This is a genomic window from Microbacterium saperdae (assembly GCF_006716345.1).
GTDB classification, from domain to species: Bacteria; Actinomycetota; Actinomycetes; order Actinomycetales; family Microbacteriaceae; genus Microbacterium; species Microbacterium saperdae.
The window spans coordinates 2,848,438-2,873,674 of record NZ_VFOX01000001.1 but is presented as its reverse complement, the minus strand read 5'-3'; the positions used below and the strand labels follow the sequence as shown (position 1 = coordinate 2,873,674).

Annotated in this window: 22 protein-coding genes; 13 read left to right on the top strand and 9 right to left on the bottom strand. The window is 69.4% G+C overall.

The annotated features are described in order from the left end of the window. Nucleotides 1-60 precede the first annotated feature (60 nt). Nucleotides 61-1,047: a glycerophosphodiester phosphodiesterase family protein gene (locus FB560_RS13580; protein ID WP_141872863.1), complete on the top strand. Its 987-nt coding sequence runs from the start codon at nucleotides 61-63 to the stop codon at nucleotides 1,045-1,047. 19 nt (nucleotides 1,048-1,066) lie between these two features. Here the strand turns inward: FB560_RS13580 and FB560_RS13575 are convergent, their stop codons facing one another. Both FB560_RS13575 and FB560_RS13570 read right to left on the bottom strand, forming a co-directional pair. Beyond that, the gene (locus FB560_RS13575) at nucleotides 1,067-1,528 is read right to left on the bottom strand and encodes a hemerythrin domain-containing protein (protein WP_141872862.1); all 462 of its coding nucleotides are present in this window, start codon (nucleotides 1,526-1,528) and stop codon (nucleotides 1,067-1,069) included. A gap of 31 nt (nucleotides 1,529-1,559) precedes the next feature. Next, nucleotides 1,560-1,958 (bottom strand): YccF domain-containing protein, encoded by a 399-nt coding sequence (locus tag FB560_RS13570; RefSeq protein WP_141872861.1) that lies wholly within the window; start codon nucleotides 1,956-1,958, stop codon nucleotides 1,560-1,562. A gap of 89 nt (nucleotides 1,959-2,047) precedes the next feature. On the opposite strand from FB560_RS13570, the gene FB560_RS13565 reads away from it, so the two are divergent. The 6 genes from FB560_RS13565 to ligD all read left to right on the top strand — a co-directional run bounded on the left by FB560_RS13565 (nucleotide 2,048) and on the right by ligD (nucleotide 12,158). Further along, nucleotides 2,048-3,043 carry an ABC transporter ATP-binding protein gene (locus tag FB560_RS13565; RefSeq protein WP_141872860.1) on the top strand — a complete coding sequence of 332 codons (996 nt, stop codon included), beginning with the start codon at nucleotides 2,048-2,050 and terminating at the stop codon, nucleotides 3,041-3,043. Beyond that, a complete protein-coding gene (locus FB560_RS13560; RefSeq protein ID WP_141872859.1) occupies nucleotides 3,040-4,056 on the top strand; it encodes an ABC transporter permease in 1,017 nt (338 codons plus the stop codon). The genes FB560_RS13565 and FB560_RS13560 overlap by 4 nt, the downstream gene beginning before the upstream one ends. Nucleotides 4,057-4,185: 129 nt before the next feature. Then, nucleotides 4,186-7,299: a lamin tail domain-containing protein gene (locus tag FB560_RS13555; RefSeq protein WP_141872858.1), complete on the top strand. Its 3,114-nt coding sequence runs from the start codon at nucleotides 4,186-4,188 to the stop codon at nucleotides 7,297-7,299. A 92-nt stretch (nucleotides 7,300-7,391) separates the two neighbouring features. Continuing rightward, nucleotides 7,392-9,851: an ATP-dependent helicase gene (locus FB560_RS13550; RefSeq protein ID WP_141872857.1), complete on the top strand. Its 2,460-nt coding sequence runs from the start codon at nucleotides 7,392-7,394 to the stop codon at nucleotides 9,849-9,851. A gap of 41 nt (nucleotides 9,852-9,892) precedes the next feature. Beyond that, entirely contained in the window at nucleotides 9,893-11,038 is a 1,146-nt protein-coding gene (locus tag FB560_RS13545) for an SseB family protein (RefSeq protein WP_141872856.1), read from the top strand. Nucleotides 11,039-11,102: 64 nt separating this feature from the next. After that, the gene (ligD, locus tag FB560_RS13540) at nucleotides 11,103-12,158 is read left to right on the top strand and encodes a non-homologous end-joining DNA ligase (RefSeq protein ID WP_141872855.1); all 1,056 of its coding nucleotides are present in this window, start codon (nucleotides 11,103-11,105) and stop codon (nucleotides 12,156-12,158) included. 93 nt (nucleotides 12,159-12,251) lie between these two features. On the opposite strand, the gene FB560_RS13535 is transcribed toward ligD, so the two are convergent. Then, nucleotides 12,252-12,593: an ArsR/SmtB family transcription factor gene (locus FB560_RS13535; protein ID WP_229673057.1), complete on the bottom strand. Its 342-nt coding sequence runs from the start codon at nucleotides 12,591-12,593 to the stop codon at nucleotides 12,252-12,254. A gap of 83 nt (nucleotides 12,594-12,676) precedes the next feature. On the opposite strand from FB560_RS13535, the gene FB560_RS13530 reads away from it, so the two are divergent. Further along, nucleotides 12,677-13,978, top strand: a complete 1,302-nt coding sequence (locus tag FB560_RS13530) for an FAD-dependent oxidoreductase (RefSeq protein ID WP_141872853.1) — start codon at nucleotides 12,677-12,679, stop codon at nucleotides 13,976-13,978. A gap of 75 nt (nucleotides 13,979-14,053) precedes the next feature. After that, nucleotides 14,054-14,467 (top strand): arsenate reductase ArsC, encoded by a 414-nt coding sequence (locus tag FB560_RS13525; protein WP_141872852.1) that lies wholly within the window; start codon nucleotides 14,054-14,056, stop codon nucleotides 14,465-14,467. An 83-nt stretch (nucleotides 14,468-14,550) separates the two neighbouring features. On the opposite strand, the gene FB560_RS13520 is transcribed toward FB560_RS13525, so the two are convergent. Then, nucleotides 14,551-15,594, bottom strand: a complete 1,044-nt coding sequence (locus FB560_RS13520; RefSeq protein ID WP_141872851.1) for an ATP-dependent DNA ligase — start codon at nucleotides 15,592-15,594, stop codon at nucleotides 14,551-14,553. 152 nt (nucleotides 15,595-15,746) lie between these two features. Then, the gene (locus FB560_RS13515) at nucleotides 15,747-17,198 is read right to left on the bottom strand and encodes a phytoene desaturase family protein (protein WP_141872850.1); all 1,452 of its coding nucleotides are present in this window, start codon (nucleotides 17,196-17,198) and stop codon (nucleotides 15,747-15,749) included. A 95-nt stretch (nucleotides 17,199-17,293) separates the two neighbouring features. Between FB560_RS13515 and FB560_RS13510 the strand changes: the two genes are divergently transcribed. Further along, entirely contained in the window at nucleotides 17,294-17,782 is a 489-nt protein-coding gene (locus tag FB560_RS13510; RefSeq protein WP_141872849.1) for a hypothetical protein, read from the top strand. Between the two features lie 21 nt (nucleotides 17,783-17,803). On the opposite strand, the gene FB560_RS13505 is transcribed toward FB560_RS13510, so the two are convergent. After that, nucleotides 17,804-18,604, bottom strand: a complete 801-nt coding sequence (locus tag FB560_RS13505) for an AraC family transcriptional regulator (protein ID WP_141872848.1) — start codon at nucleotides 18,602-18,604, stop codon at nucleotides 17,804-17,806. Nucleotides 18,605-18,658: 54 nt separating this feature from the next. Here FB560_RS13505 and FB560_RS13500 point away from each other — a divergent pair, with 54 nt between their 5' ends. Further along, the gene (locus FB560_RS13500) at nucleotides 18,659-19,933 is read left to right on the top strand and encodes a CynX/NimT family MFS transporter (protein ID WP_141872847.1); all 1,275 of its coding nucleotides are present in this window, start codon (nucleotides 18,659-18,661) and stop codon (nucleotides 19,931-19,933) included. Nucleotides 19,934-19,963: 30 nt separating this feature from the next. Here FB560_RS13500 and FB560_RS13495 read toward each other — a convergent pair whose 3' ends face one another. Then, nucleotides 19,964-21,199, bottom strand: coding sequence for an acyl-CoA dehydrogenase family protein (locus tag FB560_RS13495; protein ID WP_141872846.1), 1,236 nt, complete (start codon nucleotides 21,197-21,199; stop codon nucleotides 19,964-19,966). Nucleotides 21,200-21,280: 81 nt separating this feature from the next. Beyond that, nucleotides 21,281-21,952, bottom strand: a complete 672-nt coding sequence (locus tag FB560_RS13490; RefSeq protein WP_141872845.1) for a TetR family transcriptional regulator — start codon at nucleotides 21,950-21,952, stop codon at nucleotides 21,281-21,283. 147 nt (nucleotides 21,953-22,099) lie between these two features. Between FB560_RS13490 and sucC the strand changes: the two genes are divergently transcribed. Together sucC and sucD are read left to right on the top strand one after the other, a co-directional pair. Further along, complete coding sequence (sucC, locus tag FB560_RS13485; protein ID WP_141872844.1) at nucleotides 22,100-23,266, top strand: ADP-forming succinate--CoA ligase subunit beta; 1,167 nt, start codon at nucleotides 22,100-22,102, stop codon at nucleotides 23,264-23,266. Between the two features lie 18 nt (nucleotides 23,267-23,284). Then, nucleotides 23,285-24,187, top strand: a complete 903-nt coding sequence (gene sucD, locus FB560_RS13480) for a succinate--CoA ligase subunit alpha (protein WP_141872843.1) — start codon at nucleotides 23,285-23,287, stop codon at nucleotides 24,185-24,187. Nucleotides 24,188-24,238: 51 nt separating this feature from the next. On the opposite strand, the gene FB560_RS13475 is transcribed toward sucD, so the two are convergent. Then, the gene (locus FB560_RS13475; RefSeq protein ID WP_141872842.1) at nucleotides 24,239-25,198 is read right to left on the bottom strand and encodes a homocysteine S-methyltransferase family protein; all 960 of its coding nucleotides are present in this window, start codon (nucleotides 25,196-25,198) and stop codon (nucleotides 24,239-24,241) included. Nucleotides 25,199-25,237: the final 39 nt, after the last annotated feature.

Below are 25,237 nucleotides of genomic sequence, written 5' to 3'. Positions count from 1 at the left end.
GGTCGCTTCCTTCTAAGATACCCGGGCGGTGCCACAGGTGGGGTGTTCTACGCTGAGAGCGTGCCCAGGAAATCTCCGCTCGTCATCGGGCATCGCGGTGCGCCCGGCTACCGCCCGGAACACAGCCGCTCGTCGTACGAACTCGCGCTCGCGATGGGTGTCGACGCGGTGGAACCCGATGTCGTCGCGACCAAGGACGGCGTGCTGGTGGTGCGTCATGAGAACGAGATCTCCGGCACCACGGATGTCGCCGACCACCCGGAGTTCGCCGACCGGAAGACGACGAAGCGTGTCGACGGCCAGTCGCTGACCGGCTGGTTCACCGAAGACTTCACCTGGGCCGAGCTGTCGACGCTGCGCGGGAGGGAGCGGCTGCCGGAGGTGCGGCTCTCGAGCGCGAGCTTCGACGGCTCGCAGGCGATCCTGCGCCTCGTGGACGTGCTCGACATCGTGCGCGAAGGTTCCGTGGAGCACGGTCGGGAGATCGGCGTGGTCCTGGAGGTCAAGCACGCGACGTACTTCGCGAGCATCGGCATGGAGCTCGCTCCGCTGATCGAACGTGATCTCCGCGCGGCCGGATGGGCCGACGGCGAGCTTCCGCTGATCATCGAGTGCTTCGAATCGACGGTGCTCGGACAACTGCGAGAGCGCGGCATCCCCGCCTCGTACATCTACCTGATCGAGGCATCGGGTCGTCCCTACGACCTCCAGGTCGCGCACGGCAAGCAGGCGATCACCTATAAGGCCACGGTGTCGCCGCAGGGTCTCGACGATCTCGTCGGTCGCGTGGACGGCATCAGCGTCAACAAGAAGATGCTGCTCGCCCACGGCAACACGATCGTCCCCGATGCGCACGCCAGAGGACTCAAGGTCTTCACCTGGACCTGCCGCCCCGAGAACGCGTTCCTGTCCCCGGAGTTCCGCGGTTCCGGCGGACGCGGCGCCTACGGCGACTATGAAGCCGAGTGGGGCGCGATCGCCCGTACCGGAGTCGACGGGGTCTTCGTCGATCATCCGGATCTCGGTGTGAGGTTCTTCCGCAGCTGAGGCGACGTCACCGTCGCTGTCAGAACGGTCCGAGCACGTCCGTCACGTCGCGATCGAGCGAGAGCGCGCGCAGGGGCGCCAGGATCTCGCGCTCCTCGAAGCGGAAGTGCGACTCCATGATCGCGCCGATGCCGTCGAGGTGGCGTTCGATCGAGGCCGCGTCCTCGTTGCGCTCGGCCGCTCCGCGCAGGGCGCTGAGCAGATGCGAGAGCATCGAATGATCCTGCATGAGCTTGTCGATCACCCCGCCGAGCTCAGGATGCTCCGCACGGAGCGCCGGGAAAAGCGTGCGGTCCTCGCTCGTGTGGTGTCCGTCGAGCGCCGCGCAGAACCCGATGCAGAAGAGGGTCAGCTCCGAGGCGGCATCCGGCGCGGCTTCACCGCGGTCGAGCGCCTCCCGCGTCGCCGTGAGCGCCGCGCGCAGCCGGGTGTGAGCAGCGCGCAGCTCCTGATCCCAGGCGTGCAGGCGATCGGCATCCATCCGCACGATTCTAGAGGCGGATGTGCAGGGATCACAGTGTGCGGTCGAAGGCGCCCTTGCGGGTGGAGACGATCTCCTTGCCGAGCGGCATGAGAGAGATCGGGACCATCTTGAAGTCGGCGATGCCCATCGGGATGCCGATGATCGTGATGCAGAGCGCGAGACCCGAGATGATGTGGCCGATCGCGAGCCACCAGCCCGCCAGGATCACCCAGAGCACGTTGCCGAGGAAGGATCCGACACCGGCGGTGGGCCTGCTCACGACCTCGCGGCCGAACGGCCAGATGGCGTAGCGCGCGATGCGGAACGAGGCGATCGCCCACGGGATCGTGATGATCGGGATGCACAGCAGGACCCCGGCCAGCACATATCCGAGGAACAGTGCCCAGCCGGCCAGGATGACCCAGATGATGTTGAGGATCGTGCGCATCCTTCGATCATCTCACCTGCGAGCGTGCCCTCCTGGGCATCCGCCCCGAGCTCCCGGGCTGCGCGACGTCCGGATGCCAGACTGACCACATGAGTGGAATCGTCGTCGACGCCGTCAGCAGATCGTTCGGATCGGTCCAGGCCGTGCAGGGCGCGACTCTTCGCGCTGAGGAAGGGCGGGTGACCGGCCTGGTCGGTCCCAACGGCGCAGGCAAGACCACGTTGCTGCTGATGCTCGCCTCGCTCCTCGCTCCCGACTCGGGCAGCATCCGCATCGGGGGAGTGGATCCGGCATCGGATCCGTTGGCGGCCCGACGCCTGCTGGGATGGATGCCCGACGCATTGGGAGCGTGGCCCTCGCTGACCGCGCGGGAGACGATCGTCACCACGGCCCGGCTCTACGGCATCTCACGTTCTGATGCGGCCCCTCGCGCCGAGCAGCTCCTGACTCTCGTCGGCCTCGGCGCGCTCGCCGACTCCCCGGCGAAGGTGCTCTCCCGCGGGCAGAAGCAGAAGCTCGGACTGGCGAGGGCGCTGGTGCACGACCCGAAGGTGCTGCTGCTCGACGAACCGGCGTCGGGGCTCGATCCCGAGGCGCGCGTGCAGCTGCGCGTGCTGCTGCGCCGCTTCGCCGCCGAGGGGCGCACGGTGCTGATCTCCAGCCATGTCCTCTCCGAGCTCGAAGAGGTCGTCGATGATGCGGTGTTCCTCGTCGCCGGATCGGTCGTCGATGCCGCACCGGCACAGGCGAGCGCGCGGGCGTGGCGGATCCGTCTCACCGGCGCGTCCCCTGAGCGACTGAAGGCGGACTCGTGGCAGGTCGCGTCGACACTGGGCGTCGCCCCCGAGTCGCTCGGCGCGGATCGCGGTGCCGTCCTCCTGGGCCTTCCGAGTGAAGACGCCGCCGCCGCTGCGCTGCGTCGGCTGGTGGAGGCGGGCCTGCCGGTGTCGGAGTTCGCGCCGGCGCAGAGCGCTCTCGAGCACACGTTCCTCGCGCTCCGCGAGCAGGAGGCGCATCCCGCCCCTGCCTCGCCGCCGCCACCCGCACCGCCCGCAGACCCGACCCCGACGGAGGACGGCGCATGAACTTCTCGCACATCATCACCATCGCCCGCCTGGAGCTGACGCAGCGGCTGCGCAGCGTGGGCTGGTACATCCTCCTTGGCGTGTACGCCGCAGTGCTTCTCGGAGTCACCGTGCTGGCCTACGCGGTGTACTCGTGGGACGACTTCGGCGGTGCCGGCGTGTTCTCGATCGTCGTGAACATGGTGCTGCTGCTGGTCGTGCTGGTCTCACCGACCCTCAGCGGCAACACGATCAACGGCGACCGGGATGCAGCGACGCTCGCTGCGATCCAGGTGACGGCGGCCTCCACGGGCGACATCATGATCGGCAAGCTCCTGGCAGCAGTGGCCACGGGCGGCGCTTTCCTCGTCGTCGCCATCCCCTTCCTCGCCGGATCGCTCGTCGGCGGCGCCGCTGATGTGAGCGTGCTGCTGGTGTCGCTGCTCGTGCTGATCGTCGAGATCATCGTCGTCGCCGCCATCGGGGTGGGGCTGAGCGGTCTGATCGCCCGGCCGCTGTTCTCCGTCGCCACGACGTACCTGGTCGTGGCCGGTCTCGTGATCGGCACCCTCATCACCTTCGCGCTGGGTGGGCTCGCGGTGCGCAGCGAGGCGACCAGCTACTCCCGACCCTACGACTCCGCGGGCAACGTCGACTGCGAGCGCTGGGACAGCTACTCGTACGAGGTGCCGCGGTTCGATCTCGTGTGGTGGACTCTCGCCGCGAACCCGTTCGTGGTGCTCGCCGACGCCACTCCGACCGAGTTCTCGAAGGGGGGAAACCCGATCGACCTGTTCGGCCAGATCAAGCTGGGTGTGCGCATGGTGCAGCTGTCTCCGCTCGAACAGCGGTGGGACGAATGCGCGCAGGAGGACACGTCCCTGACCGGGCGGGAGATCATCGACTCGACCGTGCCGAGCTGGTTCGTCGGTCTCGGTGTGCAGGTCGTGCTCGCCGGCTCGCTGTTCGCCGGCGCCTGGACGCGTACGCGCACCCCCGCGCGGCGCCTGCCACCGGGGACTCGCATCGCCTGACGGTCGGCGGAGGTCGGCGGCGAACCGCAACCGCGCGTTCATGCGGCGTACATCTGCGGGTAGCCCTGCGGCCATGCGACATCGGTGGGGTGGTCGGGTACCCGTTCGCGCACCCGACACAGGAGTCCCATGTCCCGCCTGCTTCGCGGGGTCGCGGTCTCGGTGGTCGGCGCTCTCAGCGCCGCCGCCCTGCTCGCCGCCCCCGCCGCCGCCATCGGCGCCACGTCCGACACCCCCGCCATCGCGAGCCAGGAGGCGGATGCGGCACCGGGCCTGGTGCTGAACGAGATCGTCTACGACGACGCCCAGACAGGACTCGCCGATCAGGTCGAGATCTACAACGCCGGCGACACGACCATCTCGCTCGACGGCTGGAAGATCTCGGATGAGAAGCGCGACGCCTTCGGGCAGGCGCCGGCCGGGTCCACGCTGGCGCCCGGAGAGTTCCTGGTGCTCGTGAAGGATGTGGACTTCCCGTTCGGGCTCGGCAAGGGCGATGAGGTCGTGCTCTACGACCCGAGCGGTGCCGAGGTCGATGCCTACGCCTATGCCAACACCGCGCCGATCGCCGTCTGGGCGCGCTGCCCCGACGGTACGGGGGAGTGGGCCCACGCGACCGCGGCGACCCCCGGTGGCTCGAACGACTGCTCCGTCGCCCCGGTGGACGGTTCGATCGTGATCAACGAGGTGGACTCGCAGCCCGCGGACTGGGTCGAGTTCTACAACCCCGGCACGGCGGCACTCGACATCTCGGGCTTTGAGATCCGCGACAACTCCGATGACCACCGCTGGCAGTTCCTGCCCGGCACCACGATCGACGCCGGCGCCCACCTCGTGGTCGAGGAGGGAACGATCGGCCTGGTCTCCGGCGCCGAGACCGCGTTCCGCGACCCGATCGGCATCGGCAGCGCGGACCGCATCCGCCTCTTCGACGGGTCCGGCGCGCTGATCGACGACACCCTGCCCTGGAACGGCCACGCCGCGATCGACGGCGACGCCGCAGCGGCCACGCTCGCCCGTTGCCCCGACGGAGAGGGGGCGTTCGTTCTCGCCCACCCGACGCCCGGAGCCACGAACTCCTGTGTGGTGCCCGATGTGGTGATCAACGAGATCGAGTCCAACGGCGACACCACCGACTGGGTCGAGGTGCTCAACACCGGCAGTACCGCCGTCGACCTGTCCGGGTGGACCGTCATGGACAACGACCCGAACGGACATGCCGACCAGGCGACACCGCTGCCGACCGGCACGCTGCTCGCGCCGGGTGCCTACTTCGTCTTCGACCAGCCCGCGAACTTCGTCTTCGGTCTCGGCAACGGCGACACGGTCACGCTCCGCGACGCCACCGGCAACACGGTCGACGAGCATGTCTACACCGCGCACGCCGCGGGCGTGCTGGCCCGCTGCGCAGATGGAACCGGCGACTTCATCGACATCGCGGTGTCGACCAAGGGCCTGCGCAACGCCTGCGGAAACCCCGTGCGCATCAACGAGGTCGAGTCCGACGGGGGCTCCCCGGACGACTGGATCGAGCTGGTCAACCCCACCGGCACGGCACTCGACGTGTCGGGCGTGGTCGTGAAGGATGACGACGACGCGCACGCCTACGCGATCCCCGCCGGCACCACGATCGCTGCCGGCGACTACCTCGTGATCGAGCGCGAGGCTCTCGGATTCGGCCTCGGCGGCGGAGATGCGGTTCGCCTGTTCGACAGCGAACTGCTCATCGACAGCACGACGTGGGGCGAAGGGCATGCGGCCACGACCTGGGGGCGCTGCCCCGACACCACCGGCGCATTCGGTGTCACGGAGAAGTCGACCAAGGGCTCCGCGAACGTCTGCGCGGGGGAGATCGCGGTGACGCCATGGCCGGGCTCCGCCGAGGTGCGGGTTCTGGACGACGTGCCGACTTTCCTGGAGGACAGCTCCGGTCTCGACGTGCAGGAGACCGCAGACGGCGCCTTCCTGTGGGCCGTGGACAACGGCGAAGGACGCATCTGGAAGCTCGAGGCGCACGCCGACGGCTCGGTGCAGAAGGTGGACGGCTGGACGGACGGCAAGCGCGTGCGCTTCCAGAAGGACGCCGCGAACCCCGGTGCCGCCGGCCCCGACACCGAGGGCATCACGGCGGACGGTGACGGCTTCGTCTACGTGGCGTCGGAGCGCGACAACGGAGCGAAGGGCGTCAACCAGAACATCGTGCTCAAGGTCGACCCGGACGCGGCAGCCGGCGACCTGGTGGCGCAGCAGCAGTGGGACCTCACTGCTCTGCTCCCCGCCGTCGGCGCGAACCTCGGCATGGAGGCCGTGCAGTGGGTCCCGGATGCGGCGCTCGCCGGAGCGCTCTTCGACGACAACACCGGCGCGGCCTACGACCCCGCGGACTATGCGGGACACGGCAGCGGGCTGTTCTTCGTCGCTGTCGAGGACAACGGGCACGTGTACGCCTTCGCTCTCGGGGCAGACGGAGGCGCGACCCTCGTCTCCGAGATCGCTCCGGGGCTGACCGGGGTCATGGCTCTGGACTACGACAGCGTGCGCGACGTGCTGTGGGCCGTGTGCGATGACGGATGCCAGGGACGCTCGGCTGAGATCACGCTGAACGGCACCGCGAAGCCGGGGCTCGCGCACCACGCGCGTCCGGCGGGGATGCCCGACATCAACAACGAGGGATTCGCGACGGCTCCGGCGTCGCTGTCGGTCGACGGACAGCGACCGGTCTGGTGGTTCGCCGACGGCTTCGCCTCGCAGTCGCTGCGCACCGGCACCCTGCCGGGCGTCGACGACGAGACGCCGGGCACGAAGCCCCCGCTCCCCGGCAGTGCACTGAACGACGACAACCGCAACGGCGTCACGATCAACCCCGCGGCCGCCGCAGCCGGTGAGCAGGTCGTGGTGACGGTCGGCGACGCGCAGGCCGGCGCCGAGGTCGCAGTCTGGATGTACTCCGACCCGCAGCGCCTGGCAGCGGGGGCGCTGGACGCCTCCGGACGCATCACGGTCACCATCCCCGCTGATGCGGCGGCCGGTGCGCATCGGATCGCGGTGTATGCGGCGAACGGCGACCTGATCGGCTGGGGCGACCTGCGGGTCACGGCAGCATCCGGTGGTGCCACCGACGGCGGCGGCGGAGGCGGCCTCGCGAACACCGGCGGAGAGCTCCCGGTGGCGGCAGCGGCGCTCGCGCTGGTGCTTCTCCTGGCCGGCGGTCTCATCGCCGTGCGGCGTCGTCGCACGGTGTGAAGGTCGAAGGGGCGGCGGGGATCTCTCCGTCGCCCCTTCGGCGTCTTCGCCCGTGCCGCCGTGTCCGTGCCGCGGCCTAGACTCATAAGGCCATGACCGAAGCTCCTCTCATCGTTCCCGGAACCGCCGGCCCGCAGGGTCAGGACGACCTCCTCGCCGGCCTCAACCCGCAGCAGCTCGAAGCGGTGACCTATCGCGGCCCCGCCCTTCTCATCGTGGCCGGAGCCGGTTCGGGAAAGACCAGCGTGCTCACGCGGCGCATCGCCTCGTTGCTGCGCAGCCGCGAGGCGTGGCCGAGCCAGATCCTCGCGATCACCTTCACCAACAAGGCGGCCGGCGAGATGCGCGAGCGCGTCGCCGGACTGGTCGGCGATGTGGCCCGCGGCATGTGGATCTCCACGTTCCACTCGGCGTGCGTACGCATCCTTCGGCGCGAGGCCGAGCAGTTCGGCTTCACCAAGACCTTCACGATCTACGATTCGGGCGACTCCCGCGCTCTCATCAAGCGCCTGGTCAAGGAGCACGAGGCAGACGCCTACGGGCTGACTCCGGCATCCGTGCAGTCGCGCATCTCCAAGCTCAAGAACGAGCTGTCCGATGCCGAGTCATACGCCCGCGACGCGAACATGTCAGACCCCGCGGAGCGTATCTTCGTCGAGCTGTTCGCGGACTATCAGCGCCAGCTGCGCAAGGCCAACGCCTTCGACTTCGACGACCTCATCGGTCAGACGGTGTATCTGTTCCGCGCCTTCCCTCAGGTCGCCGACACCTACCGTCGGCGCTTCCGCCACATCCTGGTGGACGAGTACCAGGACACGAACCACGCGCAGTACGCGCTGATCCACGAGCTCACGCGGCCGGTCTCCGCCTCCGCCGCGCCGGATCCGTATGCCTCGAACGGCATGATGATCTTCGAGCCGGAGCCCGCGGCGGCTCCGGATGCTCCCGAGGGGGGCGCATCGCTCACGGTCGTCGGCGACTCGGACCAGTCGATCTACGCCTTCCGCGGTGCCGACATCCGCAACATCAGCGAGTTCGAGCGCGACTTCCCCGGAGCGCAGGTGGTGCTCCTCGAACAGAACTACCGATCGACGCAGAACATCCTGTCGGCCGCGAACGCGGTCATCGGCAACAACTTCGACCGCAAGGACAAGAAGCTCTGGAGCGACAAGGGCGACGGCGACGCGATCATCGGCTTCACGGGGTACTCGCAGCACGACGAGGCCCAGTTCGTCGCCGACGAGGTCGAGTCGCTGCACCGTGCCGGCATGCCCTACTCCGAGATGGCGGTGTTCTACCGCACGAACTCGCAGTCGCGCGCGCTGGAGGAGATCTTCATCCGCTCGGCCGTGCCCTACAAGGTCATGGGCGGCACGAAGTTCTACGATCGTGCGGAGATCAAGGACGCGCTCGCCTACCTCGTCGCCGTCGCGAACCCGGCGGACGACATGTCGGTCCGCCGCATCCTCAACAAGCCCCGCCGTGGCATCGGTGACGTCACCGAGACAGCGATCGCGCGGTTCGCCGAGGAACATGACATCAGCTTCCGCGACGCCCTCGCGCACCCGACCCAGCTCGGATTCGGACCGAAGATCCAGGCCGCGATCGCTCAGCTCGACGCCGTGCTCACGGAAGCCACCGCGATCATGCTCCCCGCGTCCGGGGAGCTCCCGCCGCCCACGACCGTGGCCGAGGGGCTCAGCCTCCTGCTCTCGAAGAGCGGGTACCTCGACGCGCTGCGCGCCAGCCGCGATCCGCAGGACGAGGCGCGCGTCGAGAACCTCGATGAGTTCGTCGCCGTCACGCGCGACTTCGCCCGCAACAACCCCGAGGGCACGATCGTCGACTTCCTCACCGAGGTCGCGCTGGTCTCCGACGCCGACGACCTGGAAGACGAGTCCGGCACGGTGTCGCTCATGACCATGCACACCGCCAAGGGCCTCGAGTACGACGCGGTCTTCGTGACGGGTGTCGAGGAGGATCTGATCCCGCACCGCATCTCCGCGGGGGAGCCGGGCGGTCCGCAGGAGGAGCGCCGGCTGTTCTACGTCGGCATCACGCGTGCGCGCAAGCGCCTGCACCTCTCGCTCGCCATGACGCGCGCGCAGTTCGGCGAGGTGACGGTCGCCATGCCCAGCCGGTTCCTGCAGGAGATCCCCGCGGGGCTGATCGACTGGCGCCAGTCGCCGGGCGATGTCAACTCGCGCGGCGGCATGCAGTCCCGCGCTCTCAACGCGCGTCGCTCCGGCGGCTTCGGCTCCTCGGGATCGGGATCGGGCGATCGTTTCGGGGTGAAGGCTCTCCCCGGGCGGGACTCGCTCAAGCCGCTGTCGACCGCGATGGATCGGTTCCCGAACCGTGTCACCGCCAAGGTGCGCGACAACGGCGACCTCGAGCTCACGGCCGGCGACCGCATCCGGCATACGGACTTCGGTGAGGGGCGCGTGGACGCGGTGACCGGAGAGGGTGCGAAGCGCATCGCGCATGTGCGGTTCGACACCTCGGGTCAGAAGAAGCTGCTCATCAAAGTCGCGCCGATCGAGAAGATCTAGTCCGCATCACGGGTCGCTCGCGGCGGGTTAGGCTGACAGATATGGCCCTGTTCTCTCGCCGCAAGAAGTCCGGTGACGATGTCGTCGCCCCCGCATCCGACGTCTCCGAGACCGAAGGCGCTGCCCCGGTCGCTGCGGACGTGACCGACCGGGCCGCAGAGCCGGAGGTCGCAGCCCCCAGCATCGGCATCTCGGTGCAGGCGTTCCGCGGTGTCGGAGAAGCGGCCGGTCCCGCGGTCTCGCTGCCCGACCAGAACGAGCAGCCCGGCGACTCGGTCGATTCGGCGCCCCGCGCCCCCCAGACGACCGCGTCAGCGAACCCGACACGTCCGGCTGAGCCCGTGGAGCGCCGCCTGCCCCTCGCCCCCGCACTGCCGCCCGAGCAGACCGAGACGGTCGCGGGCATGAAGGACAACGTCCTGCTGCGGGAGGCCCTGCAGGAGATCGAAGCAGGAGCCACCAACGAACAGCTGCTCGGCGTCATGCGCCAGGCGCTGCAGGGGCACCTCTACATCCGTGTGAACGGCGACGCCCGCGCGCAGATCGCCGAGGGCAGGCCGCTCGCGGTCGCGGTCGTGCGCGACGAGGAACGTCAGTTCATGCTCGCGTTCAGCTCGGCCGCCGCCGTGCGCGACTCCGTGCAGCTCGAACAGGACCCTGCGGCGACCTCCGCTGTCGCCCAGCCGGTCACCTCGGTGCTGCAGCAGGTCGTCTCTGGCGACTTCGCCGGCCTCATCGTCGACAACGCCTCGGCGCCACACCGCGTCGTGTTCCCGACGGAGCTGTTGGAGAAGACGCTCGAGCAGGCCGACGTCGACATGACGATCAAGACCATCCTCGCCACTCCGCGGGCTCAGGACTCCGCGACCAAGGTCGGCGAGGCTCTCGCGACCAAGCGCATGTGGGTGGCCGTGAACGACGGCACCGGCAGCGGGCAGGTCGGCATCGCCGAGGCGCAGACCCCCGACGGCAAGCGGTTCCTGCAGTTGTTCACGCATCCGCTCGAGGTGATCGCCCTCGGTCGCGGTGACCGGCCGTTGCCCTTCACGCCGGATCAGCTCGCGAAGGTTCTCTCCAGCCACACCGAGATGGCCGGTGTCATCATCGACTCGGCCGGACCCTCGATGATCGTCGAACGCGACGCGCTCTCGCCGGTGCTCGTGCTCGCTGTCGATCTCGGCGACTGATCTCTCGCGACGACCGTCGCCTCCGGGGGTTCCGCCGTGAACGCCCGCGTCCTAGTGTCGGAGCATGGCCTCCGAACGCGTGACCGTGACCGTCGCCGACACCGACGGAGAGCGCGACGTCGTGCTCTCCAGTCCGAACCGGGTCGTCTGGCCCGATGTCGGCATCACCAAGGCGGAGCTCGCGGAGTTCGCGCAGCGGGTCTCTGTACCTTTCCTCGCGGCGAACGGAGGACGACCGGTCTCGCTCGAGCGCTTCCGCGACGGGATCGGCAGTGACGGGTTCTTCTCCAAGAATCCTCCCAAGGGCACGCCCGACTACGTCGACGCCGTCACGGTGACGTACAACAGCGGACGACAGCATCCGCAGATCGTGCTGAACCGTGCGAGCGCGATCGTCTGGGCGGTGCAGATGAACACGATCGTGTTCCACCCGTGGGCCTCGCTCGCATCCGATGCCGACAACCCGATCGAACTGCGCATCGACCTCGACCCCCAGCCCGGCACGGACTTCGCCGACGCTGTGCGTGCCGCCCACGCACTGCGCGAAGTGCTGAAGGAGGCGGGCCTCGACGCGTTCGCGAAGACCAGCGGGAATCGCGGCCTGCATGTCTTCGCGCCGATCGCACCGACACACGAGTTCCTCGACGTGCGCCACGCGGTGATCGCCGCCGGGCGCGAACTGGAGCGCCGCATGCCGGAGCAGGTGACCATGAACTGGTGGAAGGAGGAGCGCGGGGAGCGGATCTTCGTCGACTTCAACCAGGCCAACCGCGACCGCACCATGGCTGGTGCGTACAGCCCGCGCGCGCTTCCCGCCGCGACCGTGTCGACTCCCGTGCACTGGGAGGAGCTGGACGGTCTCGACCCGACGCGGTTCACGGTGCGCAGCATTCCGCAGCGGCTCGATGACGTGGGCGACCCCTGGGCGTCCATGCAGGACGCGCCGGGACGCATCGACACGCTGCTGGAGTGGTGGGCGCGCGACGTCGAGAACGGGTTGGGGGAGCTGTCGTTCCCTCCGGAGTTCCCCAAGATGCCGGGAGAGCCGCCTCGCGTGCAGCCGAGCAAGAAGGTCGCCGCGAACTGGGACGACGACGGCACTCCCGCCGAGAAGAGCTGATCAGCGGGCAGGACGGTTCCTGCTCATTCGGGCCAGGACGTCAGGCCTTGGCGCGGCCGATCCTCCATCGAAGTGGGTCGACGCGCCGGCTGCTCACCCTGCGCGGAGCGCGGCGGCGGCGGCCTCCATGGCGTCGGCGTTGAGAGCGAAGTAGGCCCACTTCCCTCGCTGCTCACGCGTGACGAGTCCGGCGTCCGCGAGGAGCTTCATATGGTGTGAGACCGTGCCCTGCGAGAGCCCGACGGGCTCGGTCAGGTCACAGATGCATGCTTCTCCACCCGGGCCGGCTGCGATGAGGGACAGGAGTCGGACCCGGGTCGGGTCGCCCAGTGCTTTGAAGATCTGGGCTGTACGTTCTGCCTCCTCGACGCTGAGCGACGACGTGATGCGCGGGACGCAGCAGGCGGCCGATTCGAGTGTTGTTGGCAGGCTCACGGGCCTATTCTGGCACGTATTGACTTTCTTCGATAGGTGGACGAGAGTCTTCATATTGAAAGTCATCAATCCGAGGAGATGAAATGCTCGAACATCCCGTCGTCGTCATCGGAGCAGGCCCGCAGGGCCTCGCCGTAGCGGCGCACCTTGTGGAGCGCGGCCAGAACGTCGTCGTCGTCGAGCGTGGAACCGGTCCTGCAACGGCAGTCGCCGAGTGGGCGCATGTGCGCCTGTTCTCCGCGTGGCCGGAGCTCACCGACGCGGCCGCTCGGCGGTTGCTCGCGCCGACAGGATGGACGGCGCCGTCCTCGGGATATCCGACCGGAGCGGAGTGGGTGAGCGGTTATCTCGCCCCGCTCGCCGACCTGTTGGGTGAGAGGGTTCGCTACGCGACGACCGTCACCGGAGTCGCGCGCCAGGGCCGCGACAAGGTCGTGGACGCGGAGCGAGCGAGTCAGCCGTTCGTCGTGCACGCGGTCGATGCCGACGGCCACGAATCCCGGATCCTCGCTCGCGCCATCGTCGACGCCAGCGGCACCTGGAGTCACCCGAACCCCGCCGGCGCTGACGGCCTTCCTGCGGTGGGAGAGGGGCGTGCAGCGTCTCGGATCTCCTATCGCATCCCCGACGATGTGTCTGCATATGCGGGGCTGCACCTCGTCGTCATCGGTTCCGGTCATTCAGCCACGCATGCTGCACTCCGGCTGAGCGAACTTGCTCGACGCGAACCTGGCACGCGAGTCACCTGGTTGATGCGCCGTGGGGCGGCGACGCATCTGTTCGGCGGCGGTGCGGCGGATGACCTCCCCGAACGTGCCGCTCTCGGCGGACGAGCCCGGAAAGTCATCGAGTCCGGGGTCGTGGAACTCTTCGCCGGGTTCCGGGTCTCGGAGTTCCGGGACGAAGGGGGAGCCCTCACGATCGTGGCGGAGAACGGCAGCGAGGTGACCGGTGTCTCTCGCGTGTTCGCCTTGACCGGCTTCCGCCCCGACCTCGAAATCCTGTCGGAGATGAGAGTGGCAGTGGACGTCTCGCTGGAGGCGGTGGCCGGGATCGCGGCCGAGATCGATCCGAACATCCACTCGTGCGGATCCATCGGCGCCACCGGCGCGCGCGAGCTCACCCAGCCGGAAGAGGACTTCTTCATCATCGGCGCGAAGAGCTACGGACGGGCCCCGACCTTCCTCGCGCTCACCGGCTTCGAGCAGGCGCGAAGCGTTGCCGCGTACCTCGCTGGCGACGTGGTCGCATCCCAGAGCAAACAGCTCGTCCTGCCCGACACCGGTGTCTGCGGCGGGGCGGGCGACTTCGACACGAGCGGGGGCGGCAGCTGCTGCACAACGCCGCTCGTCCAGCTACAGCCCACCCGCGTCGCCGTCAACTGACGACGCCTCGCGCGAAGCCACCTAGGCCATCCGCGACGACCTTCCCCCTGACAAGATCCCGCTTGAGGAGCACTCATGAACGGCACGACCACGAAGCCCTCCGTCCTTTTCGTCTGCGTGCACAACGCAGGTCGTTCGCAGATGGCGGCCGGCTTCCTGCGCGAGATCGCGGGCGACCGCATCGAGGTGCGCTCGGCAGGCTCGATTCCCGCCGACCAGATCAACCCGGTCGCCGTCGCGGCGATGCAGGAGGTGGGGATCGACATCACCACCGAGCAGCCCAAGGTCCTGACGACCGAGGCCGTGCAGGCGTCGGACGTGGTCATCACGATGGGGTGCGGCGACGCCTGCCCGTTCTTCCCCGGAAAGCGCTACGAGGACTGGACGCTCGACGACCCGGCCGGCCAGGGCATCGACGCGGTGCGGCCGATCCGCGACGACATCCGGGCACGCATCGAGGTGCTGGTCGCCGAACTCACCGCACCCTGACCGAGCCGAGATATCCTCTGCCGTCCGCTTCGGGTGGCCCTGGGGCTCCGGGGCGCACGACGCAGAAAGCGGCCAGGTCCGGGTCAGGCCAGCACGTCGGCGAGGTCGTAGCCTGCGACCGTGTCGAGCTGGTCGTAGGTGCACGACCGCGCATCGCGGTCGGGGCGCCAGCGCTCGAACTGCACGGTGTGTCGGAAGCGCGCGCCCTCGAGCTGGTCATAGCGCACCTCGAGCACGCGCTCGGGGCGCAACCGCACGAACGACACATCCTTCGCGCCGCTGAAGCGCGAGCGTTCCCCCTCGCCGGTGATCGCGTCGCCGGCCTCGTCGCGTTCCACCAGCGGCGCGAGCTCCGTCACAAGTTCCTGACGGCGGACATCGGTCCACGCGGCCACCCCGCCGACCTGGCGCAGGGTCCCGTCAGCACCGTACAGCCCGACCAGCAGCGAACCGACCCCGGAGCCCGACTTGTGGATGCGATACCCGAGCGCGACGACGTCCGCCGTGCGCGCGTGCTTGATCTTGATCAGCGTGCGCTTGCCGGGGGCGTAGGGCTGGGCGAGAGGCTTGGCGACGACGCCGTCGAGACCGGCACCCTCGAACTCGGCGAGCCAGCGGACTGCGGCATCGCGATCGCGGGTGGTCCGCGTGAGGTGCAGCGGGTGCGGCGCATCGGCCAGCAGCCGTTCGAGACGTTCGCGACGGTCCTCGAACGGCGTGGAGAGCAGATCGTCGTCGCCCTCGGCGAGCAGGTCGAACGCGATGAACATCGCCGGGGTCTCGGCGGCCAGCCGCGCGACGCGCGACGCTGCGGGGTGGATCCGCTGACTGAGCGCCTCCCAGTCCAGGCGCTGCGCGCCCTCGGGACCCGTGGCGACCACGATCTCGCCGTCCAGCAGACACGGACCGGGGAGGAGAGACGGGATGGCCTCGACCAGCTCGGGGAAGTACCTCGTCAGCGGCTTCGCTCCTCGGGAGCCGATCTCGACGCTCTCGCCGTCCCACGAGATGAGGCCGCGGAAACCATCCCACTTGGGCTCGTACAGCAGCCCGCCGGGAGTCTTCGCCGGGTCGGGGACCGTCGCTGCCGCCTTGGCGAGCATCGGCGCGGGGATCTCGTAGGGCATGGCTCCATCCTGGCCCGGTCATCGTCGCGGCGGAAGAGCGCGAGAGGCGGGACCGCAACTCAGGACGAAGGCCGCTGTCGAGGCGGGACCGCCCCAGAATCCGGCGCAGCGGACGGACCGGGACCCGGGCCGTCCTGCGTTGTCGACCGCGGTCAGCCGAACAGATCGGTCAGCGCGTGGGGGAGCCCGGCGTCGGCGAGGGCGGTGCGGGCGGCATGCCAGCCGGCCATGCCGTTCACTCCTGGTCCCGGTGGCGTGGCGGACGAGGCGAGGTAGACGCCGCGCATCGGCGTCCGCCAGGGCGCGGGAGACAGCGTGGGCCGCCGCACCAGCTGCGCGATGCTGAGGACGCCGCCGGAGATGTCGCCGCCGAGCTCCGCCGGGTTGATGGCCTCACGCGAAGAAGCCGGCACGGCGTGGTGCGCGAGGATGCGATCGCGGAAGCCCGGGGCGAACCGCTCGACCTGCGCTGTGATGAGTGCGGTCGGATCGAGGTCGGACCCGGCCGGCACATGGATGTACGCCCAGAACACCGCGTGACCCGCAGGTGCCCGCGTCGGATCGAACACCGAGGGCTGCACCGCGAGCACGTAGGGCCGGTCGCTCACGCGTCCGCGTGCTACGGCGTTCTCGCTCGCCCACACCTCGTCGCGCGTGCCGCCGAGGTGCACGGTCGGCGCCTGTGCGACGTCGGCATTCGCCCAGGGGACCGGTCCGTCGAGCGCGAAGTCGACCTTCGCGGCGCCGGGTCCGTAGCGGTACGAGGTGAGCGCCCGCGCATAGCGAGCGGGGATGTCGGGGTGGGTCAGTGCCAGACGCGGCGAGCTGTTCAGCAGCAGCAGGTCGCCACGGGTCGGGTCGCCCCAGTCGAGCGCGCGCAGGTCGGTGACGTGTGCGCCGGTCTCGACCGCGCCGCCGTGCTCCTCGATGTCGGCGACCAGCGCGTCGGCGATCCGCTGTGCACCGCCGCGCGGGTACATCCACCCTCCGGCGTGCGCGTGCGAGGCGAGGAGCAGGCCCGCCGCGGCGCCGACGAGCGACGGCAGTCGTGTGTTCGCGTGGGCGACCACACCGGCCATGAGCGCGGCAGCCTCCTCCGTGCGGAATGCGTGGCGCGCGAACGGGGCGCTCTGGTCGAGCATCCGCGCCGCATAGCGCGCCGCCGTGAGCGGGTCGCGGGGGACGCGCAGCATCGCGTTGCCCGTGAAGTCCTCGAGGCCGTCGATATGGCGGGCGAGGGGCCCCAGCCTCTTGGCCCAGGCGCCACCGTCGACGCCCAATCCGTGCGCCGTGCGGTCGATGTCGCGCCAGGCGACGCCCGCACGCCCGTCGTCGAGGGGATGCGCGTAGGAGATCTCCGGATGGATCCAGTCGATCCGCTCGGCCAGACCGAAAGCGCGGAAGAAGGGCGAGGCGAGAGCCGCGGGGTGCACGGCCGAGCAGACGTCGTGCCGGAAGCCGGGCAGCGTGGACTCGAGTGTGCGCACGCCGCCACCGACGGTCTGCGCGGCTTCGAGCACCCGCACCTGGTACCCGGCCCGTGAGAGGGCGACACCGGCAGCGAGCCCGTTCGGACCGGAGCCGATGATCGTCGCGCGTGCCATGACGTCAGTCTCGCACGCGACTCTCTTCCCGGTGTGCGGCGATCGGATCGAGAATCGGTCGGCGAACGCTCTCAGACGTGCGATCCTGGAGAGTGATGAAAGAAGTTCAGGGGCCGACCCCCGCAGGCACCTCCCGTCCATACCGCTCGCTGCCCGAAGCATTGCGCGCGCACCGCATCGACCCGTCGAACCACGAGTTCATCGCCGGCATCGTCGATGCCATCGGCATCAGCTCGTTCATCGACCGCGGCCGCTACATCGAGGCCATCCGCCGCGGTGAAGGGGCAGCGCTCCACATCGGCAAGACCTACACCAACGGCTTCACCGAGGACGAGCGCATCGTCATCGGCTCCACGGCGCTGCGGCTGCAGCCCAGCGAGGGACGTGCTCCGCTCTTCTACGTCAGCCACCCGAGCGAGTTCATCCCGCTGACGCCGCCCCGCGCGGCCAAGCGCACGACGACCCCGCGCGTCGCCGCAGCACCCCGCGAGCGCGCGTCGAAGCCGGTCGAAGAGCGTGACTACGGCGTGTGCGATGTCTGCTTCATGGTGAAGACGCCGGCGGGCGGCTGCGGCTGCAACTGATCGCCTGACACGGTCGTCGGTTCACGCCGCGAGCTGAGACGCCCGGTACCGGCCAGGCGTCATCCCGACCAGCGGCGTGAACTGCTCGATGCACTGACTGGTCGTCGCCCAGCCGCATGCGGCAGCCGTGTGGGTCACGGAGGTGCCGTGGGCGAGCAGGACGAGTGCGCGATGCACGCGCAGCTGGAGGCGCCATTGCCGGTATCCCATGCCGGTCTCCTGCTGGAACAGTCGGCTCAGCGTCCGCTCCGCGGTGCCTGTGCGCGCGCTGAGCTCGCCGAGCGACACGGGGAGGGCGAGGTCGTCCTCGACGATGCGCGCTGCCCGGCGCAGGCGCGGATCATGGGGTTCCGGCAGGTGCAACGGCTGCTCCGGCGCGGTGACCGCCTCATCGACGACGACGCGACGCAGGTGGTCCAGTGCGCCGGTGCTGCGAGAGTGGTCGGATGTCATCGCCAGCACGGCCTCGCGGGCGAGCGGCGTCGCGACGAGCACGGCGGGGGTCGCCGGCAGCAGCGCGGCGAGCTCATCCGAGAGGTGGACGATGCGCATGTCGGTGCGGCCGTGCGCCCGATGGCGGTGCTCGGCACCGGCGGGCACCCACGCCATGCGGGTCGACGGGGCGATCCAGGACCCGTCGTCGGTGAGCAGCGACAGCACGCCTGACGCGGCGTGCACCAGATGTCCGAGCGGATGGGCGTGACGCGGCGACGTCTCGGCGTGCGCGAAGCGGTAGGCGCCCTCCATCGGCAGGGCGGTGAGGGAGTCGAAGTCGACCAGGTTCAGATCGACGAGGCGGGAGGATTGGCGAGTATTCGACATCAGGATGCAGTGTACGTGTTTCCTGACAGGTCGCGCGGATGCTGGACTCGATGCATGACCACGATGCAGGAACCGTTCGACACCGCCCCGATCCCGCTGACCACGCCGTCCGTCCGTCGGCGCACCGCCCTCACTGCGATCTCTGTGGCGGCCGGTCTGCTGATGATCGCGCTGAATCTCCGCATGGGCGTCGCGTCGGTGGGACCGGTGATCCCCGCGATCGAGCGCGAGCTCGGCATCCCCTCGGCGGCGGCCGGACTCCTGACGACCATCCCGGTGTTCGCGTTCGGGGCCTTCGCCTTCCTCACGCCGGCGCTGACGCGATGGATCGGACTGCATCGACTGCTCGCGCTCACGATGGTCGTCGTCGCGGTCGGCATCGGCATCCGTCTTCTCCCCTCTCCGGTTGCGCTCTTCGGCGGCACGGTGCTGGTCGGCGCGGGCATCGCCGTGGCGAACGTCTGCATGCCGGCTGTGATCAAGCAGGACTTCGCCCACCGCCTCGGACTGATGATGGGTCTGTACTCGACGGCGCTGTTCCTCGGCGCCGCCGCAGCTGCTGCCCTCACGGTTCCGTTCATGACGGCACTCGACGGGTCGTGGCGTGGTGCGCTGGCGATCTGGGCGATTCCGGCAGTACTCGCCGTGCTGATCTGGACGCCACGGGCGATCCGTGCCGTCGCCGACTCCCCGGGCACGACGGGCGGGCCCGTCGACGCGATCGCGGAGCCTCGGGACGAGCCGCGCCTGACGATGCTGCTGCGCGATCCGGTCGCGTGGGCGGTCACGGGCTTCATGGGTCTGCAGAGCCTGAGCTACTACGCGGCCCTCACCTGGATTCCGACGATGCTGCAGGACGCCGGGATCTCGGTGGCGGACGCCGGACTGCTGCTGTCGTACTCGAGTCTGCCCGGGATCGCGGCGGCGCTCCTCGTGCCCACGATGATGCGCCGTATCCGACCCACGTGGCTGCCGGTCCTGCTGTCGGCACTGCTCAGCGCAGCGGGACTCATCGGTCTGCTCGTCGCGCCGGGAGGAGCTGCGGCGTGGGTGTGGATGACGCTGCTCGGGCTCGGCCAGGGCGCCGCCATCGCCCTGTCGCTGACGTACATCGTGCTCCGTGCGCCCGACGCGAGGCACACGGCCCACCTGTCGACCATGGCGCAGGGGATCGGCTATCTGTTGGCCGGCCTCGGTCCCATCGGTCTCGGACTCCTGCACGCCGCCGTCGGTGGATGGATCGCTCCGGTCGCGGCGCTGGTGATCCTGCTCGCGGTGCAGGCCGTGGCCGGCGCGGCAGCGAGCCGGGACCGCCACGTGCGGTCCTGAGCCGGGTGAGCCGCCGACCCGGATCGCGGCTCAGACGAACGCGCTCATCCCGGTGATGTCGCGGCCGAGCAGCAGCGCCTGCACGCTCTCCGTGCCCTCATAGGTGTGGATCGCCTCGATGTCGGCCATGTGCTGCATGACTCCGTTCTCGAGCAGGATGCCGTTGCCGCCGAGCAGGTCGCGGGCGACGGCGGCCACGCGGCGTGCCGCGCGCGTGTTGTGGAACTTCGCGAGCGACGCCTGCGTCGGACGCAGTTCTCCTGCCGTCTCGAGGTCGGCGAGGCGTCGGCAGTACAGTTGCATCGCCGTGACGTCCTCGAGCATGTGGGTCAGACGTTCCTGGACCATCTGGAACTTCGCCAACGGCTTGCCGAACTGCACGCGCTGGGTCGCATAGGTGAGCGCCGCCTCGTAGCAGGCGGTCGCGTGACCCAGTGCCGACCAGGCGACGCCGGAGCGCGTCGCATAGAGCACGACCGAGGCATCCTTGAAGCTCTTGGTGCCCGGCAGCACGGCCTCGAGCGGCACGCGCACGTCGTCGAGTTCGATGTGCGCCTGGTGGATGGCCCGCAGCGAGGCCTTGCCGCGGATGACCGATCCCGTGTACCCCGGGGTGTCCTGTTCGACGAGGAAGCAGCGCACGGCGCCGTGCTCGGGTGCCGTCTCGTCGTCGACGCGGGCCCAGACGAAGGTGATGCCGCCGGAGGCGCCGTTGCCGATCCACTTCTTCGTGCCGCGCAGCACCCAGGTGTCGCCGTCGCGTCGTGCCACCGTCTCGAGGGAGACGGAGTCGGAGCCGTGGTCGGGCTCGGTGAGCGCGAAAGAACCGAGCACGGAGCCGTCGGCGAGGGCGGTGAGCCATCTCTCCTGCTGGGCGTCCGATCCGAAGAGGGCGAGCGTGCGCAGCGCGAGTCCGCCCTGCACTGCCAGGATCGTGCCGAGGGAGCCGTCGCCCCGGGAGATCTCCATGTTCACGAGCCCCGCAGCCAGCGGCGAGAGTCGGGTGAGGGACGGATGCTCGATCCCGTCGACCACGAGGTCCATCTCTCCCATCCGCCGAGCGGCGTCGAGCGGGTATTCGGCGCGGTCCCAGGCCTCGGCCATCTGCGGGGAGACCTCGTCGACGTACGCCTTGGCGCGGTCCCACGCGGCGCGGTCCGCGGCGGGGATGTCGGAGAACACGGCGTAGTAGTCGCTGTCCTGGCGTCCGGTGATGTCGTACGACGAGACGCGCTCGCCGGGGAACGGGGAAGCTTCGGTGCTCATGATGACTCCTTCGTGGCACCAAGTATCGTACTCGCCGAAACTCGGTTTCACGACAGGATGTCGTCCGGATGCTCCGCGAGGTCAGCCCAGCTCGGCGCGCACACGCCGGGTGACCTCGGCGATCGGCATCGATCGGGGGAACACCGCGACGACCAGGTCGTCGGCCGACGGCTCGGCGACGGCATCCTGCTGCACGCCGAAACGACGCATCGCGACGTCGAGCGCCTGACGCAGCGCCGACGCCGGCACGCGCTTGCCCCGGAGCATCTGGCGCAGCACATGGTTGTGCACGGCGGTGATGACGGCGGCATAGCTGACGGCGTCGAGCGGATCGAGGTCCGGCAGCGACTCTCGCAGGTACTCGTCGAAGAGGCGCTCGTAGCGGAACACCGCGACGATCTCCCGTTCGCGCAGAGCAGGGATCTGCCGCACGAGCTCGTAGCGGCGACGGGCCACGTCCGGCTCGGCGGCGAAATGGCGGAAGACCAGCATCGCGCCATCCGCGACAGTGGACCACGGGTCGCCTTCGGAGACGGAGAAGTGCTCGCGCAGCACGTCGAGCAGCAGCTCGTGGTCGGCGAAGACGACGTCGTCCTTGCCGCCGAACTGCCGGAAGAACGTCGAGCGCGACACGCCTGCGGCCTTGGCGATCTGCTCGACCGAGGTCTGGTCGAAACCGTGTTCGGCGAACAGGTCGAGTGCGGCGGCGACGACGCGCGTCGCGCTCGCGGCGGCGGAGGAGGTTTCGCTCATCCTCTGATGCTAGGTCACCGCCCTCGGATGCGCGCGGAAGTGCCGTCGCGGGCAGGGGGCGCTCAGGGCGAGGTAGTAGGCTGGGGGACTGGTCGATGTCTCGACATCGAGAGAATTACCAGACAGCAGCCCAGTGAAGGAACCACAGTGGATCTGTACGAGTACCAGGCACGAGACGTTTTCGAAAAGTACGGAGTGCCGGTTCTCGCCGGCATCGTCGCGGACACCCCTGAAGAGGTGAGGGCGGCTGCCGAGAAGATCGGCGGAGTGGTCGTCGTCAAGGCTCAGGTGAAGACCGGCGGCCGTGGAAAGGCAGGCGGCGTCAAGGTCGCCAAGACCCCCGACGAGGCGTACGAGGCGGCCAAGGCCATCCTCGGACTCGACATCAAGGGCCACGTCGTCAAGCGCGTCATGGTCGCGCAGGGCGCGCGCATCGCCGAGGAGTTCTACTTCTCCGTGCTGCTCGACCGCGCCAACCGCTCCTACCTGAGCCTCTGCTCGGTCGAGGGCGGCATGGAGATCGAGGAGCTCGCCGTCGAGCGCCCGGAGGCGCTCGCACGCGTCGAGGTCAACCCGCTCACGGGCATCGACAAGGCGAAGGCCGTCGAGATCGCCCGCGCAGCGAACTTCCCCGAGGACCTCGTCGAGAAGGTCTCCGACGTGTTCGTCAAGCTCTTCGACGTGTACAAGGGCGAGGACGCGACGCTCGTCGAGGTCAACCCGCTGGTCCGCACCGAAGAGGGCGACATCATCGCGCTCGACGGCAAGGTCACGCTCGACGACAACGCCTCCGAGATCCGTCACCCCGAGCACGAAGCGCTCGAGGACAAGGACGCCGCCGACCCGCTCGAGGCCAAGGCCAAGAAGAGCGGCCTCAACTACGTGAAGCTCGACGGCGAGGTCGGCATCATCGGCAACGGCGCGGGCCTGGTCATGTCGACGCTCGACGTGGTCGCCTACGCGGGAGAGAACCACAACGGCGTGAAGCCGGCCAACTTCCTCGACATCGGCGGCGGAGCCTCGGCTGAGGTCATGGCCGCCGGTCTCGACGTCATCCTCGGCGACCCGCAGGTCAAGAGCGTGTTCGTCAACGTCTTCGGTGGCATCACGGCGTGCGACGCCGTCGCCAACGGCATCAAGGGCGCGCTCGAGACGCTGGGCGCCACGGCCTCGAAGCCGCTCGTCGTGCGCCTCGACGGCAACCGCGTCGACGAGGGCCGCGCGATCCTCGCCGAGTACGCGCACCCGCTCGTCACCCTGGCCGCCACGATGGACGAGGGCGCCGACAAGGCCGCCGAGCTCGCCAACGCCTGAGACTGAAGGACTAGAAGAATGTCGATCTACCTCAACAAGGACTCCAAGGTCATCGTCCAGGGCATCACCGGCGGCGAGGGCACCAAGCACACGGCGCTCATGCTGAAGGCCGGAACCCAGGTCGTCGGCGGCGTCAACGCCCGCAAGGCCGGCACCACGGTCGCGCACACCGACAAGGACGGCAACGCCGTCGAACTCCCCGTCTTCGCCTCGGTCGCCGAGGCGATCAAGGAGACCGGCGCCGACGTGTCGATCGCCTTCGTCCCCGGTGCTTTCACGAAGGACGCGATGGTCGAGGCCATCGACGCCGAGATCCCGCTGCTCGTCGTCATCACCGAGGGTGTTCCCGTCGGCGACTCGGCCGAGGCCTGGGCCTACGCGCAGAGCAAGGGCAACAAGACCCGCATCATCGGCCCGAACTGCCCCGGCATCATCACGCCGGGCGAGGCGCTCGTCGGCATCACGCCGGCGAACATCACGGGCAAGGGACCGATCGGCCTCGTGTCGAAGTCGGGCACCCTGACCTACCAGATGATGTTCGAGCTGCGCGACCTGGGCTTCTCCACCGCCATCGGCATCGGCGGCGACCCGGTCATCGGCACCACGCACATCGACGCGCTGGCCGCGTTCGAGGCGGACCCCGAGACCAAGGCCATCGTCATGATCGGCGAGATCGGCGGCGACGCCGAAGAGCGTGCGGCCGACTACATCAAGGCGCACGTCACGAAGCCGGTCGTCGGCTACGTCGCGGGCTTCACGGCTCCCGAGGGCAAGACGATGGGCCACGCCGGCGCGATCGTCTCGGGCTCTGCGGGCACCGCTCAGGCCAAGAAGGAGGCCCTCGAGGCCGCCGGTGTCAAGGTCGGCAAGACGCCGTCCGAGACGGCTGACCTGATGCGCGCGATCGTTGAGTCGCTCTGATCTGAGCTAAGATTGAACGGAAGGCCCCGGACTCCACTCTGGGGCCTTCTTTCATGCCCGGGCGACGTCGCCGTCTCCGCGCGCTTCCTCGCCGTCGAGACGCTCCCAGATCGCCGTGACGTGGCGTGCGTCGGTGCCGCAGCAGCCGCCGATCACGCGCACGGACGGCATCCGCTCCACGAGATCGACGGTGCAGGCCGCCAGGTCGGCGGGGTCGCCCTCGTCGAGATGCTCCGCCTCGTCGAGCTCCGCGTGCGAGAGACGCGAGGCGTTCGGCCGGATGCCGATGATGCGGGACGCCGTCTCCGCGTCGACGGCACGGGCGAAGTGCTCCGGGTGTGCGCAGTTCAGCAGATACCCGTCCGGCGCGCCGTGTGCGTCGACATCGGCGATCGTCGCGGCGAGCGTGCGCCCTGAGGGAAGGCGTCCGTCGGTCTCCACCGTGAACGAGATCTCGACGGGGAGCTGGAACTCCCGCGCCGCGCGGACGACGCCGATCGCCTCCGCGGCGTCCGAGAGCGTATAGGCCGTGACCGCATCGGCACCGCCCTCGGCGAGCGACCGCACCTGCGGGCGGTGATAGCGGTAGGCATCGTCGGGCCCGGTCGCCGGGTCCCACTCGCCGGCCCGATACCCGTCTCCGCGCGGGCCCACCACCCCGACCAGGGCGATCTCGGGAAGGTCGTCGTGGTCGGAGGCGATGTCGCGGAGCATGCGGAGAGCTTCGATGTTGACGCGTCTGAGCGCGGCGGCGTCGTAGTCGAGACGGCGTCCCCAGTCCGCGCTCGCCCTCCATGTCGCCGACTCGAGCCGAAGCCCGACGCCGTGACGACCGGCGACTTCGGCGTACCCGCGGTAGTAGTCCTGCAGGAGACGTCGTCCGCGGAAGTCGTCGACGAGGACGAAGGCGGCGAAGTCGGGCAGATCGACGCCGTGATGGAAGATCAGGTCGGTCTCGAGTCCGCCGTCGGTGACGAAGCGGACAGGAGAGGCCGTGTCGGATGCGGACATCGGATCACCTTCTCCGGGAGGTGTCTCCGGTCTACCAGA